This window comes from Microbacterium sp. NPDC091676 (assembly GCF_044756645.1).
Lineage (GTDB): Bacteria > Actinomycetota > Actinomycetes > Actinomycetales > Microbacteriaceae > Microbacterium > Microbacterium paraoxydans_D.
Map to the genome: position 1 here is coordinate 1394880 of NZ_JBIVTI010000001.1, position 13265 is coordinate 1408144.

The 13265-nt window shown below is 70.3% G+C and carries 13 protein-coding genes; 6 read left to right on the forward strand and 7 right to left on the reverse strand.

Annotation, left to right across the window (positions count from 1 at the left end):
- Nucleotides 1-34: 34 nt before the first annotated feature.
- Entirely contained in the window at nucleotides 35-346 is a 312-nt protein-coding gene (locus tag ACIQID_RS06825; RefSeq protein ID WP_312673490.1) for a DUF2277 domain-containing protein, read from the reverse strand.
- Nucleotides 347-447: 101 nt separating this feature from the next.
- Here ACIQID_RS06825 and ACIQID_RS06830 point away from each other — a divergent pair, with 101 nt between their 5' ends.
- Nucleotides 448-858 (forward strand): DUF4190 domain-containing protein, encoded by a 411-nt coding sequence (locus ACIQID_RS06830; protein ID WP_400283204.1) that lies wholly within the window; start codon nucleotides 448-450, stop codon nucleotides 856-858.
- 73 nt (nucleotides 859-931) lie between these two features.
- On the opposite strand, the gene guaB is transcribed toward ACIQID_RS06830, so the two are convergent.
- Nucleotides 932-2434, reverse strand: coding sequence for an IMP dehydrogenase (gene guaB / locus ACIQID_RS06835; protein ID WP_025103734.1), 1503 nt, complete (start codon nucleotides 2432-2434; stop codon nucleotides 932-934).
- A 316-nt stretch (nucleotides 2435-2750) separates the two neighbouring features.
- Between guaB and ACIQID_RS06840 the strand changes: the two genes are divergently transcribed.
- Genes ACIQID_RS06840 through ACIQID_RS06855 form a run of 4 tightly spaced genes read left to right on the forward strand, consistent with a single transcriptional unit; the run spans nucleotide 2751 to nucleotide 6770 of the window.
- Nucleotides 2751-4037 carry a branched-chain amino acid ABC transporter permease gene (locus ACIQID_RS06840; protein WP_331202372.1) on the forward strand — a complete coding sequence of 429 codons (1287 nt, stop codon included), beginning with the start codon at nucleotides 2751-2753 and terminating at the stop codon, nucleotides 4035-4037.
- Between the two features lie 3 nt (nucleotides 4038-4040).
- Nucleotides 4041-5018, forward strand: coding sequence for a branched-chain amino acid ABC transporter permease (locus ACIQID_RS06845; protein WP_312673493.1), 978 nt, complete (start codon nucleotides 4041-4043; stop codon nucleotides 5016-5018).
- Nucleotides 5008-6006 carry an ABC transporter ATP-binding protein gene (locus ACIQID_RS06850; protein ID WP_331202371.1) on the forward strand — a complete coding sequence of 333 codons (999 nt, stop codon included), beginning with the start codon at nucleotides 5008-5010 and terminating at the stop codon, nucleotides 6004-6006. The genes ACIQID_RS06845 and ACIQID_RS06850 overlap by 11 nt, the downstream gene beginning before the upstream one ends.
- On the forward strand, nucleotides 6003-6770 hold the full coding sequence (locus tag ACIQID_RS06855) for an ABC transporter ATP-binding protein (protein WP_312673494.1): 768 nt from the start codon (nucleotides 6003-6005) through the stop codon (nucleotides 6768-6770). The genes ACIQID_RS06850 and ACIQID_RS06855 overlap by 4 nt, the downstream gene beginning before the upstream one ends.
- A gap of 64 nt (nucleotides 6771-6834) precedes the next feature.
- Here ACIQID_RS06855 and ACIQID_RS06860 read toward each other — a convergent pair whose 3' ends face one another.
- The 3 genes from ACIQID_RS06860 to groES form a co-directional block, all read right to left on the reverse strand.
- Nucleotides 6835-8091: an ABC transporter substrate-binding protein gene (locus ACIQID_RS06860; protein ID WP_312673496.1), complete on the reverse strand. Its 1257-nt coding sequence runs from the start codon at nucleotides 8089-8091 to the stop codon at nucleotides 6835-6837.
- A 144-nt stretch (nucleotides 8092-8235) separates the two neighbouring features.
- Nucleotides 8236-9168: an EamA family transporter RarD gene (rarD, locus tag ACIQID_RS06865; RefSeq protein ID WP_312673498.1), complete on the reverse strand. Its 933-nt coding sequence runs from the start codon at nucleotides 9166-9168 to the stop codon at nucleotides 8236-8238.
- 130 nt (nucleotides 9169-9298) lie between these two features.
- On the reverse strand, nucleotides 9299-9595 hold the full coding sequence (gene groES / locus ACIQID_RS06870) for a co-chaperone GroES (protein ID WP_017203655.1): 297 nt from the start codon (nucleotides 9593-9595) through the stop codon (nucleotides 9299-9301).
- Nucleotides 9596-9751: 156 nt separating this feature from the next.
- Between groES and ACIQID_RS06875 the strand changes: the two genes are divergently transcribed.
- Nucleotides 9752-10951 (forward strand): SAM-dependent methyltransferase, encoded by a 1200-nt coding sequence (locus tag ACIQID_RS06875; RefSeq protein ID WP_400285700.1) that lies wholly within the window; start codon nucleotides 9752-9754, stop codon nucleotides 10949-10951.
- A gap of 7 nt (nucleotides 10952-10958) precedes the next feature.
- Here the strand turns inward: ACIQID_RS06875 and ACIQID_RS06880 are convergent, their stop codons facing one another.
- The gene (locus ACIQID_RS06880) at nucleotides 10959-12149 is read right to left on the reverse strand and encodes a hypothetical protein (RefSeq protein ID WP_400283216.1); all 1191 of its coding nucleotides are present in this window, start codon (nucleotides 12147-12149) and stop codon (nucleotides 10959-10961) included.
- Entirely contained in the window at nucleotides 12133-13257 is a 1125-nt protein-coding gene (locus ACIQID_RS06885) for a hypothetical protein (protein ID WP_400283219.1), read from the reverse strand. The genes ACIQID_RS06880 and ACIQID_RS06885 overlap by 17 nt, the downstream gene beginning before the upstream one ends.
- Between the last annotated feature and the right edge of the window lie 8 nt (nucleotides 13258-13265).

The window sequence follows — 13265 nt, forward strand, 5'->3', positions numbered from 1 at the left end:
CTGGCACAGGGCTCCACCCCCGGCCCGCAGCCCTTCAGCCCGCGCGTGCCGCCCGCTTCTCCTCCTGATAGATGCGGATCGCCTCGTAGCGCTCGGCCGATCGCGCCCGCCTCTTCGCCGCCTGCTCCTCGCGGTTCTTGGGCGGTGCCGAGGTCACGAGATCGTCGAGCAGCCGCCGCGTGGCCACGGCGATCTCGGCCACCGCGCGATCGAAGACCTCGCGGTTCGCCCGCGACGGCGCCGTCGTCCCGGAGATCTTGCGGACGAACTGGAGCGCGGCTTCGCGGCACTCCTCGTCCGTGGCCGCGGGCTCGAGGTTGTTCAGAGGCACGATGTTTCGGCACATACCGGCACCGTACGCGCGGCGCAGAGCGCGCGGAAGGGGGATGGCATGCCCGCTCCGCCGTCGCTACGCTCTGGGCTACGGACCGGAACCGAGGAGAGATCATGACCGATACACCGCCGCCCGACGCCCCGCCGCCGTACAACCCGCCGCCTCCCGGTGGCACACCCTCGCCGTACCCCGCCGCCTCCGCTCCCCCGGCCGGTGCTCCCACCGCGCCGAGCGCACCGACGTCGCCCCCGGGACGCGTGCTGTCGATCATCGGCCTCGTGCTGGCGTTCCTGCTGCCGCCGGTCGGCCTCATCCTCAGCATCATCGCGGTCGTGCAGCTCGGCAAGGCGAACGCCCCCAAGGGCCTCGCGATCGCCGGCATCATCGTCGGCGCCGTCCTGACCGTCTTCGCGATCATCGGGATCATCCTGCTGGCGACCGTGCTGGCCGGCGTGATCGGGATGTGCGCCGAGCTCGGCCCCGGGGTCTGGGACGTCGGCGGCGTCACCTACCGCTGCGGCTGACCGCACTGCGGACGACGAGGGGCCGGATGCGATGCATCCGGCCCCTCGTGCGTCCCCGGCTCCGGGGTCGCGGTCACTTCTTGTAGTTCGGCGCCTCGACGACGATCTGCACGTCGTGCGGGTGCGACTCCTTGAGCCCGGCCGAGGTGATGCGCACGAACTTGCCGCGCTGCTTGAGCTCCTCGATGGTGCGGGCGCCGACGTAGAACATCGACTGCCGCAGGCCGCCGACGAGCTGATAGGCGACGGCGGAGAGCGGACCGCGGTAGGGCACCTGCCCCTCGATGCCCTCCGGGATCAGCTTGTCGTCGCTGGGCACGTCGGCCTGGAAGTAGCGGTCCTTCGAGTAGGACGTCTGCTTGCCGCGCGTCTGCATGGCGCCGAGCGAACCCATGCCGCGGTACTGCTTGAACTGCTTGCCGGACTGGAAGACGATCTCGCCCGGCGACTCGTCGGTGCCGGCGAGGAGCGAGCCGAGCATCACGGCGTCGGCACCGGCGACGAGGGCCTTCGCGATGTCGCCCGAGTACTGCAGGCCGCCGTCGGCGATCACCGGGACGCCGGCGGGGCGCGCCGCGAGCGAGGCCTCGTAGACGGCAGTGACCTGCGGCACGCCGACGCCGGCGACCACGCGAGTCGTGCAGATCGAGCCGGGGCCCACGCCCACCTTGACCGCATCCACGCCCGCGTCCACGAGCGCCTGCGCGCCTTCGCGGGTGGCGACGTTGCCGCCGATGACGTCGATGTGCGCGAACGACTCGTCGGCCTTGAGGCGCTTGACGAGGTCGATCACGCCCTGCGACTGCCCGTTGGCGGTGTCCACGACCAGCACGTCCACCCCGGCGTCGCGGAGGGCCTCGGCGCGCTCCCACGCGTCGCCGAAGAAGCCGATCGCCGCGCCCACCCGCAGGCGGCCCTGGTCGTCCTTGGTGGCGAGCGGGTACTTCTCGCTCTTGTCGAAGTCCTTGATCGTGATGAGGCCGGCGAGCTTGCCGTCCTCGTCGATGAGGGGCAGCTTCTCGACGCGGTGCTTCGCGAACAGCGCGATGACCTCGCCGGCCGCGACGCCGACGGGCGCGGTGACGAGGTTCTCCCTCGTCATGACGTCCTTGACGAACGTGCTCTGGCGCTCGAAGCCGGAGACGAAGCGCATGTCGCGGTTCGTGATGATGCCCACCAGACGACCCTCGTCGTCCACGACCGGGAGGCCGGAGATCCGGTACTTGGCGCACAGCGCGTCGACCTCCTCCACCGTCGCGTCCTGCGTCGTGGTGATGGGGTCGGTGATCATGCCGGACTCGCTGCGCTTCACGCGGTCGACGTGTGCGGCCTGGTCGGCGATCGAGAGGTTGCGGTGCAGGATGCCGATGCCGCCCTCACGGGCCATGGCGATCGCCATGCGGGATTCGGTCACCGTGTCCATCGCGCTGGAGAGCAGCGGCGTCGCGACGGAGATCCGTCTGGTGATCCGGGACGACGTGTCGGCCTCACTGGGGATGACGTCGGTGTGCCCGGGGAGCAGCAGCACGTCATCGTAGGTCAGTCCGACGAAGCCGAAGGGATCGTGCTGGTCCATGGAATCTCCTCCTGCGCGAGTGGCGCGGATCCGGGTGCGAGTGGGTGGTCGACGTCGGCCGGTGCGCGGGCGTGACCCGTATGGAGATTCTAAGCGAGACACGCCCGAGAACATTCCCAGGACCCTGTCGTTACCGGACCGTTGGCCCCGACGATAGGTGATTCGCCGATCGCCCATTACGCTCAAGTGCGTCGTCCATCCCCGCGGTTCGACCCGAGCCCGCGGAGACAGCACTCACAGTGGAGGTTGCGTGGGACCCACAGCACTCGCCGGACCGCGAAAGCGCCCTCGGGCCTTCGCCTTCTTCGGAATCCTGATGGCGCTCGCGGCATCACTCCTGCTCCCTCCCTCAGCGGCCTCCGCCGAGACCACGGACGACGGTCAGGAGGTCACCGACTTCTACTTCGCCGGCGTCGTCACCAACGGGGACGAGCCTGTCGAGGGCGTCGTGATGACGATCGAGGGCAACGGCTTCGACGCCGAGACCGAGACGGACGCCGAGGGCAAGTGGCGCCTGTACGTGCCGGAGAAGGAGACGTACACCCTCACGGTGGACGAGTCCACGCTCCCCGACGGCGTGATCGTCGACGCGACGCAGCTCCCCGAGGGGATCCAGCCCGTCGCGGGCACGACCGCCTCGTTCGAGCTGGAGTTCGGGCTCACCGGGACGAAGATCGTCAACCTCTTCCTCGGCGCCGGCGAGCGGGTCACCGTCTCCTTCCTCGACCAGCTCCTGTCGCGCCTGGTGGGCGGTCTGAACTTCGGTCTGCTGCTGGGGCTCGCCTCGATGGGTGCCGCGCTGATCTACGGCACCACCCGGCTGTCGAACTTCGCGCACGGTGAGATGGTGACCTGGGGCGCGGTGATCACCCTCGTCGTCACCTCCTTCTGGCAGCTCCCGCTGTGGGCCGGCATCATCGCCGCGGTCATCGGCGGCGCGGCTCTCGGCTGGGCTCTGGACGCCGGCATCTGGAAGCCGCTGCGGCGCCGGGGTCTGGGAGTCGTCCAGCTCATGATCGTCAGCATCGGCCTCTCGCTGGCCCTGCGCTACGGCCTGCAGTACATCATCGGCGGCAACACGTACCAGCTGCCCGGCGCGAGCCCGGAGCCGATCCGCCTCGGCCCGATTTCCCTGTCGTACATCGACATGATCGGCATGGCGACGAGCATCATCGTGATCCTCGGCGTCGCGTTCTTCCTCACCCGCACCCGCACCGGGAAGGCGACGAGGGCGATCTCCGACAATCCGCAGCTCGCCGCCGCCTCCGGCATCGACGTCGACAAGGTCATCCGCATCGTCTGGATCCTGGCCGGCACGCTGGCCGCGATCTCCGGCATCCTCTGGGCGTACTTCCGCCCCGGCGTGAAGTGGGACATGGGTATGCAGATGCTGCTGCTGATGTTCTGCGCCATCACGCTCGGCGGTCTCGGCTCCGCGATCGGGGCGCTGATCGGCTCGATCATCGTCGGCCTCGCCGTCGAGGTCTCCACGCTGCTCGGGGTGCCGACCGACCTCAAGTACGCCAGCGCCCTCGTCGCGCTGATCATCATCCTGCTCGTGCGACCGCAGGGCATCCTCGGACGCAAGGAAAGGTTGGGCTGACGCATGGACTTCGGAAGCATCCTCGGCAACACCGCCTCCTATCTGTTCAGCCCGACGACGATCGCCTACGCCCTCGCGGCCACGGGCCTCGCGGTGCACTTCGGCTACACGGGTCTGCTCAACTTCGGCATGGCGGCGTTCATGGCGATCGGCGGCTACGGCTACGCGATCTCGATCCTCACCTTCGGCTTCCCGTGGTGGCTGGGCGTGCTCGTCGGCATCACCGGCGGCGCACTCTTCGCCCTGCTGCTGGGCATCCCGACCCTGCGGCTCCGCGCCGACTACCTCGCGATCGCGACCATCGCGGCCGCAGAGGTCGTGCGCCTGATGTTCGTCACCGAGCTCTTCAAGGACTGGACGAACTCCGCCGGCGGCCTCTCCGGCTACCACCAGAGCTTCCGCGACGCGAACCCGTTCCCCCCGGGGACCTACGGCTTCGGCCCGTGGACCTACAACGCCAACGACCTCTGGGTGCGGGTGTTCGGTCTGCTCACCCTCGCTCTGACGATCCTCGTGGTCTGGGCGCTCATGCGCAGCCCGTGGGGCCGCGTGCTCAAGGGCATCCGCGAGGACGAGGACGCCGTGCGCTCGCTCGGCAAGAACGTCTTCGCCTACAAGATGCAGGCGCTCGTGGTGGGCGGTGTGATCGGTGCGCTGGGCGGCATCGTCTTCGTCCTGCCGTCGGCGGTCATCCCCGGCAGCTACTCGACGTCGCTGACGTTCTTCCTGTGGACGATCCTGCTCCTCGGCGGCGCGGCCACGGTGTTCGGCCCGACGCTCGGCGCCGTGCTCTTCTGGGTGGTGTTCGCCTTCCTCGGCGCGCTCCTGCCCGCGATGGCCACGGCCGGCTACCTGCCCATGACGAGCGCACAGGCCGACGTGGTGCGCTACATCCTCATCGGCATCGTGCTGATGCTCATCGTCGTGTTCCGCCCGCAGGGCATCCTGGGGAACAAGAGGGAGATGACCTTTGTCAAGTGAGAACGACGCGGCCGTCACGCCCGCGAAGAGCGCTCCCCGCGCGAAGACCACCGGCCTCGCCGCGGGTCCCGCCGCCCCCGGAGTCAAGAAGGTCGACCCGATCCTCGTCGTGGACGCCGTGCAACGGCGCTTCGGCGGCCTGACCGCGGTCGACGTCGATCATCTCGAGATCCCCCGCGGCGCCATCACGGCGCTCATCGGCCCCAACGGCGCCGGCAAGACCACGCTGTTCAACCTCCTGTGCGGCTTCGACAAGCCCAACAGCGGCACGTGGTCCTACGACGGCAAGAACCTGTCCGGCATCCCGTCGTTCAAGGTCGCCCGCATGGGACAGGTGCGCACCTTCCAGCTCACCAAGTCGCTGTCGCTGCTGACCGTGCTGGAGAACATGAAGCTCGGCGCGAAGGACCAGCGCGGCGAGGGCTTCTGGGCGGGCCTGTTCCCCTTCCTCTGGCGCACGCAGGAGCAGGAGATCGAGCAGCGCGCCCACGAGCTCCTCGTGCGCTTCAAGCTCGACGCCAAGGAGCAGGACTTCGCGGCGTCCCTCTCCGGTGGCCAGCGCAAGCTGCTGGAGATGGCCAGGGCCCTCATGAGCGACCCGAGCCTGGTGATGCTCGACGAGCCGATGGCCGGGGTGAACCCCGCCCTCACCCAGTCGCTCCTCGATCACATCCTCGATCTCAAGGACCTCGGCATGACGGTGCTCTTCGTCGAGCACGACATGCACATGGTGCGTCACATCGCCGACTGGGTGGTCGTGATGGCCGAGGGGCGCGTGGTGGCCGAGGGGCCGCCGGAGACCGTCATGGAGGACCCCGCCGTGGTGGACGCCTACCTGGGTGCCCACCAGGACGTGGACCTCGGCGCCGTCACCGGCCGTCTCCCGGTGATCTCCGACGCCGACGCGGAGCGCATCCGCGAGCAGATCGAGACCGAGGTCGAGGCCGAGGTCGAGGCCGAGGACGCCGCCGAGGAGGACAAGGCATGAGCACTGCAACCCCCGCCGAGGGCGCCGCCCCGGCCGACGACGTGGTCGTCGAGCTGAAGGACGTGCACGCCGGCTATCTGCCGGGAGTGAACATCCTCAACGGCGCGAACCTCGTCGCCCGCCAGGGAGAGCTCATCGGCATCATCGGCCCGAACGGCGCCGGGAAGTCGACGCTCCTCAAGGCGATCTTCGGCATGGTCAACGTCCGCGAGGGCGACATCACGGTCAAAGGCGAGAGCATCGTCGGCCTCAAGGCCGACAAGCTCGTGCGCCGCGGTGTGGCGTTCGTGCCGCAGACGAACAACGTGTTCCCGTCGCTCACCATCCAGGAGAACCTGGAGATGGGCCTCTATCAGAACCCGAAGATCTTCGCGGAGCGGCTCGAGTTCGTCAGCAGCATCTTCGCGGAGATCGGCAAGCGTCTGAAGCAGCGTGCCGGCTCGCTCTCCGGCGGCGAGCGGCAGATGGTGGCCATGTCGCGCGCGCTCATGATGGACCCGTCGGTGCTGCTCCTGGACGAGCCGTCCGCCGGCCTCTCCCCCGTGCGGCAGGACGACGCCTTCATCCGCGTCTCCGACATCAACAAGGCGGGCGTGACGACGATCATGGTCGAGCAGAACGCCCGGCGATGCCTGCAGATCTGCGACCGCGGCTACGTGCTCGACCAGGGCAAGGACGCCTACGAGGGCACCGGGCGGGAGCTGCTGAACGACCCGAAGGTCATCGGCCTGTACCTCGGCACCCTCGGGACCGACGCCGCCTGAGGCCGGCGCTCGGACGACGAAGGCCCCGGATGCCGAAGCATCCGGGGCCTTCGTCGTCGCTGCGTTACTTGATGCGCGAGGTGACGTTCTCGGAGTCGAACTCGTAGACGCCGATCGCGGCGCCCTTCGGGTCGTTGTTCTCGTCGAACGTGATCTCACCGGAGAGGCCGTCGTAGTCCGCCGTGCCGCCGTCGTTGATGATCGCGGCGCAGTCGGCGAAGTTGTCGCACTTCTCGCCGTCGCCGTCGCCACCGGAGACGGTGATCATCTCCGCCGCGATGTCCGGGCCCTCCACCGAGCCGGCCTTCAGCGCGGCCAGAGCGATCAGCACCACGGCGTCGTACGCCTCGGCCGAGTACGTCACGGCGTCGATCGGGTCGTTGCCCTCGGCCGTCCAGACCGCGTTGAGCTGGTCGAGGAAGTCCTGCGGCAGCTCGGCGCCGGCGCGGGTGCCCTTCGAGCCCTCGAGGCTGACGGACACGTCCGCGCCCCAGTCCTTCAGGTTGCCGTCGACGAGGTACAGCGACCCCGTGTCGACCCCGGCGTTGCCGAGCAGCGGCGCGATGGTGGCGAACTGGTCGTAGGAGACGACGGCGACCGCATCCGGGTTCGCCGCGGCGATCTCCGACACCTGGGCGTTGAACTGTCCGTCGCCCTGGTTGTACGACGCGTCGGCGACGACCTCGCCACCGGTGCTCTCGAACGTGGCCTTGATCGCCTCGAACAGACCCGTGCCGTACGGGTCGTTCTGGTAGATGATGCCCAGCGTCTTGTGGCCGTCCTCGGCGATCTCGTTGCCGAGGACCTCGCCCTGCAGGTTGTCGCTCGGGGCGGTGCGGAAGTACAGCGGGTTGATGCCCGTGAAGTCCGGCGAGGTGTTGGACGGGGACACCGTCAGGATGTCCGCGCCCGCGTTGCCGTCGAGGATGAGCTTGGTGACGCTCGAGGACGCCGCGCCGATCATGGCGGTGATGCCGTCGTTGCGCAGGTTGGTGATGGAGGTCTCGTAGGCCTTGTTGTCGAGGTCGCCCTCGTCTGCCGTGCTGAGGTCGATCGTGATGCCGGCGTCGGCCTCGTTGATCTGGTCCACGGCGAGCTGGACGCCGGCCTCCATCGGCGCGCCCAGGAACGCGAGCGTACCGGTGGCGGGCAGCAGCGAACCGAGCTTGAGCGTCAGGTCGGCGGCGGGCTTGTCGCCACCCCCGTCCGACGGCTCCGCGTTCGGCGTGCTGCTGCAGCCCGCGATGATGAGGGCGGAGGCGCTGACCAGCGCGATCCCGGCGAAGATCCTCGCGCTGCGCGAGCCCTTCAGTGCGTTCATGATGCTCCCTTGCGTAAACGAACGTGGATGGTGACCACAGTCGGGTGCTCTAACACTAGGGCGTGCGCCCCGCGCGCAGGAGGGGCAAGTATCTCGGTGCGTTAACGATCCAGGACCGCTGTTTCCGCCTGTGGGCGGGCGGGATCAGAGCCCCGCGGCGGGGGTGTCCCGACGGCCGCGCCGCGCGGCGAGGAGCAGATCGACGACGAAGACCGCGATCGCGATCCACACCAGGACGAACCCGATCCAGCGCTCCGGCGGCATCGGCTCGTGCAGCACGACGACCCCGATCAGGAACTGCAGGACGGGGGTGAGGAACTGCAGCATGCCGATGACCGTGAGGTCGACGCGACGCGTCCCGGCCGCGAACAGCAGCAGGGGGACGGCGGTGGCCACCCCCGCGAAGGCGAGCAGCACGGCATGCGACCAGCCCGCGGTCCCCATGGTCAGGCCGACGGGCGTCGTCGCCACGATCACGAGCTGCACCACCGCGATGGGGATCAGCCAGAACGACTCGAGCGTCAGCCCGCTGACCGCGTCGACGGCGGGGCCGATCTTCTTCTTGATGAGCCCGTACAGGCCGAAGGAGGCCGTCAGCGTCAGGGCGATCCAGGGGACGTCGCCGTACGCCACGACGATGACGACCACCGCGGCGGCCGCGATCCCGACGGCCACCCATTGCAGCCGGCGGATGCGCTCCTTGAGCACGAAGACGCCGAGCAGCACGGTCGTGATCGGGTTGATGAAGTAGCCGAGCGCCGTCTCCACCACGTTCCCGCTCAGCGTGCCGAGGACGAACACCTGCCAGTTGACATAGATGAGAAGGCCGGCCAGGGCCGTCCAGCCCAGCAGTCGCGGGCTCCGGACGATCGCGAGGAAGGCGGGCCATCCCCTCGTGACCGTGAGCAGCAGGAGACAGAAGACGAAGGAGAGCAGCACCCGCCAGGCGACGACCTCCCACGGACCGGTCGGCTGCAGCAGGAGGAAGTAGAGCGGCAGGACGCCCCACAGCAGGTAGGCGCTCCCGGCGTACGCGATGCCCGCCGTCCGGGTGGCGCGGGTCGTCTCGGGGGTCACCGCACAACCCTATGCCCGCGAGGACCAGGGCCGCGCCGCTCCGGATGCCGAAGAGGGCCCGGATGCCGAAGCATCCGGGCCCTCTGGGAACCGGGTTCCCGTCCGGCTAGCGGAGGGAACGGGTGTGCGATCAGCGGACGACGACCGCCAGGACGTCGCGAGCCGACAGGACGAGGAACTCGTCCGCGCCGAACTTCACCTCGGTGCCGCCGTACTTGCTGTAGAGCACGCGGTCGCCGACGGCGACGTCGAGCGGAACGCGGTTGCCGTTGTCGTCGATACGGCCGGGGCCGACCGCCACGACCTCGCCCTCCTGGGGCTTCTCCTTGGCGGTGTCGGGGATGACCAGGCCACTCGCGGTGGTCTGCTCGGCCTCGACCTGCTTGATGACGATGCGGTCCTCGAGCGGCTTGATGGAAACCGACACGGTCTACCTCTTCTTTCTTGACGCTGACACGAAAGACTCGTTCGCACTCTCAACCCGAGAGTGCTAATGCCAGTGTAGGCGGTCGGCTGGCACTCATGCAATGCGAGTGCCAACCCGGGCCGGGTGGCACGCGGGTCCTAGGCTGGGAGGGTGGAGATGTCCGAGCTGCGCGCCCTGCTGACCCCCGCCGGCCTCGAGCTGCTCGACGCCCTCGGGCCGGTCACCTCCACCGCCGAGGCGGCCGCAGCCGTCTCCCGGCTGCGCGCCGCAGGCCACTCCCCCGACCTCGTCTCCGCCGTCGTGGGCCAGGCGCACCTGCGCGCCAAGGCCACGGCGAAGTTCGGTCCCTTCGCCGCCCGGATGCTCTTCACCCGCGCGGGCCTGGAGCAGGCCACCCGCCTCGGGGTGGCCGCCCGTCACGCCCAGCGGATCCGCCGGGCCGGCCTCACGAGCGTCGCGGACCTCGGCTGCGGGATCGGCGGCGACGCCCTCGCGTTCGCCGGTGCCGGACTGGCGGTGCACGCCGTGGATGCCGATGAGGTGACCGCGGCCCTCGCCGCCTACAACCTCGCCCCGTTCGGGGACGACGCCACGGTGCGCCATGCCACCGCGGAGGAGGCGCTCGGGGCACCGGTCCCCGGCCAGGCGATCTGGATGGACCCCGCCCGCCGCACCTCCGGGCACAGCGAGACCCGGCGCGTCTCCGCCGACGACTACTCGCCGTCCCTCGACTGGGCGTTCGCCGTCGCCGCGCAGCGCCCCACCGGGATCAAGCTCGGCCCCGCCCACGACCGCGACGCCCTGCCCACGGACGCGGAGACGCAGTGGGTCAGCGCCGACGGGAGCGTCGTCGAGCTCGTGGTGTGGTCGCGGGAGCTGGCGAGGGAAGGGGTCCGGCGCTCCGCCCTCGTCATCCGCGGTGAGCGCTCGCACGAGCTCACCGGATCCGCGGATGCCGAGGACGCTCCGGTCCGTGCGCTCGGGGCCTTCCTCCACGAGCCGGACGGGGCCGTCATCCGGGCCCGTCTCATCGGCGACGTCGCCCGCAGCCTCGACGCGGGGATGCTCGATCCGCGCATCGCGTACCTGACCTCGGACGCCGCCCTGACGAGCCCGTTCGTGCAGTCCTTCCGCGTCCGGGAGACGCTGCCGATCACACCGAAGACGATCAACGCGGCCCTGAAGACCCACGGCATCGGCCGCATCGAGATCAAGAAGCGCGGGGTGGACGTCGATCCGGCGGCCTTCCGGCGCAAGCTGACCCTGCGCGGCGACGCCGAGGCGACCCTGATCCTCGCCCGGTTCGGCGATCAGCGCCGCGCGATCCTCGCCGACCGGGTGCCCGCCGCGGACTGAGAGCGCGTCAGCCCTCCGGGTCGCGACCCGGGATGTCGATGCGGATCGGATCCCCGGGTGGGCCGGTGGTCACGAGGTAGGACTCGCCCGTCGCCGCATCGACGACGGCGGGGCCCGAGGTCACGGTGAGGTAGGGCGTCTGCCAGCGGGTGAAGTCCACCTCGATGACGGATGCCGACAGCAGCTCCCCGGTTTCCTGGTCGACGTCGAGCAGCTGCACGCGGAGCCCGGACTGCACGGCTTCGTCGATCGTGGCGCACTGGCGCGAGCCGTCGGCGTCGACGATCAGGCAGCGTTGGGAGGGCCCGCTCTCCGTGCTGCGGTCGCCGAGCCAGACCGGCTGCTCGCGGAAGGATCCGAGGACGGAGAGGTTGAGATCGTAGCCGTCTCCGACGAGCTCCTCCGCCCTCGCGCGCTCCGCCTCGCCGAACTGGGCGACGAGCGTGGAGCTGCCTCCCCAGCGCTGGATGCTCACCATCGGCTCGTCCGTGGTGGAGAAGAGCATGACCGCCGTCACGCTGTCGAAGGAGAAGGAGCCCTCCTCGTCGTCCGCGGAGGAGGCCGGCACGGGGAGCGAGGCGTACAGGCCCGTCCCCACCTCCTCCCCGGCCAGGCAGGTCGACTGGGAGTCGGCGCCCACGTCGAGGATCAGGCACCGGCTGTCTCCGTCGTCCTGCGTGGCGAACCAGGCGAGCGCATCCTCCGCCTCCGCCACCGGGCGGACGGAGCCGGGATCGTAGCCGGAGCCGGCGAGCTCGCTCCGTCGCTCCTCCTGCGCCGGCGTCAAGGCGACCGCGTCCGATCGGGGGGCGAACAGTGCCCACCCGGCCCCCACGCCGATCGCGAGGAGCGCCGCCGCCGCGGCGAGCACCGGGACGAGACCCCGGCGGTTCACGACCGGCGCCTCGGACGCGGAGATGTCCTCCGGAGTCTCCGGCGAGGCGCCTTCCGCGACCGGCTCTCCCTCCGGCGCCGGGAGAGCGTCCGCGACATCCTTCGCACCGCCGGGGTCCGGGGCTGCGGACGTCGCCGGCTCCTCGGACGCGGGCAGAGCGGCGCGACGGCGCTCCGCCTGGAGCTCCTGCAGCCGGAGGGCCGCTGCGGCGTCGAGCCCGCCGTCACGGCCGTACGCCGCGCGCTCCAGCGCCCGGCGCTCCGCGTCGTCTCCGCGCTGCGGTCGATCAGTCTCCTCCCGCACCGACGTCGCTCCCTTCTCGGATGATCACGAAGGACGGGGAGCCTGCGGTCGGCAGCTCGTACGTCGTCAGGCCGCCGGTCTCTCCGTCTGTCACCTGCAACTGCAGCCGGCCGTCGTGCTCCTGCAGCGTCTCCGTCGTCTCGCAGGCTCTCGGCGCGTCGGGTGTCGACCCGTCGTAGATGAGGCACTGCCGCCCCGTCTCCCCCTCGGAGGCCGTCCAGATCGGGACGTCATGGTCGTATCCGACGACCCAGATCGAGTGCGGATCGAAGCCGTCATCGGCCAGGCGCGCGGCCGTGCGGGTCTCTTCCTCGTTCGCATAGGTGATGCCGCTGCCCTCACCGGAACCGAAATCCGAGACGCCGACGCTCACCGCCGGTTCGCCGTCGGGCGTGAGGAGCAACTGCGCGACGACCTGTCGGGTGTACTCGTCGCCCCGCTGCGTCGTCACCTCGCCCCACAGCCCTTCCTTCTGCACGGCTTCCCGCTGGTTGCAGCTCGGCGTCGTGCTCTCCGCCGACCCGAGGACCAGGCAGATGCTCGCACCGCCGTTCTGGGTCGCCATCCAGACGACCGCGTCGTCCTCCGTCGCGAGCGCCCGCACCGACCCGGCGTCGTACCGGCCGGACGCGATGAGCTCGGACTGCCACTGCTGCTGCGCGGAGCTCAGGGCGACGGCTGCGCCGCCGGTCCGGCCGAAGGCCAGCCACCCGATGCCGACGCCGAGCAGCAGCACCACCACCGCGGCGAGCGCGAGCATCCCGAGGCGACGGCGGCGCCCCTCCTGGAGAGTCGGCGCGTCGGTCCGGGCGGTCGCGACCTCCTCGGCCTCCTCCTCCGGAATCACGGGAGCGCCGCCGGGGGCCGGAGGCTCGCCGTCGTCTGGTGCACCGGACACGGACTCGGAGGACGGCGGAGGACCGGGCGTCCGGGCCTCCGGGACGGGACCGGTCGCCGAGGCGGCCGCGGGCGGCCCCGCCGCTCGTGTCCGCCGGGACTCCTCGAGCGCGCGCAGACGGGTGGCCTCCGCGGCGGTCAGCTCCCCGCCGGCGCGGTACGCCTTGCGCTGCAGGGCCCTGCGCTCCTCGACGTCATCGTCGTCCGTCATGGCCGTCC

Excerpts from the sequence above, each read along its gene's own strand:
- ACIQID_RS06825 (WP_312673490.1), bottom strand. The coding sequence starts at position 346 with ATGTGCCGAAACATCGTGCCTCTGAACAACCTCGAGCCCGCGGCCACG.
- ACIQID_RS06830 (WP_400283204.1), top strand. The coding sequence starts at position 448 with ATGACCGATACACCGCCGCCCGACGCCCCGCCGCCGTACAACCCGCCG.
- guaB (WP_025103734.1), bottom strand. The coding sequence starts at position 2,434 with ATGGACCAGCACGATCCCTTCGGCTTCGTCGGACTGACCTACGATGAC.
- ACIQID_RS06840 (WP_331202372.1), top strand. The coding sequence starts at position 2,751 with ATGGCGCTCGCGGCATCACTCCTGCTCCCTCCCTCAGCGGCCTCCGCC.
- ACIQID_RS06845 (WP_312673493.1), top strand. The coding sequence starts at position 4,041 with ATGGACTTCGGAAGCATCCTCGGCAACACCGCCTCCTATCTGTTCAGC.
- ACIQID_RS06855 (WP_312673494.1), top strand. The coding sequence starts at position 6,003 with ATGAGCACTGCAACCCCCGCCGAGGGCGCCGCCCCGGCCGACGACGTG.
- ACIQID_RS06860 (WP_312673496.1), bottom strand. The coding sequence starts at position 8,091 with ATGAACGCACTGAAGGGCTCGCGCAGCGCGAGGATCTTCGCCGGGATC.
- ACIQID_RS06875 (WP_400285700.1), top strand. The coding sequence starts at position 9,752 with ATGTCCGAGCTGCGCGCCCTGCTGACCCCCGCCGGCCTCGAGCTGCTC.
- ACIQID_RS06885 (WP_400283219.1), bottom strand. The coding sequence starts at position 13,257 with ATGACGGACGACGATGACGTCGAGGAGCGCAGGGCCCTGCAGCGCAAG.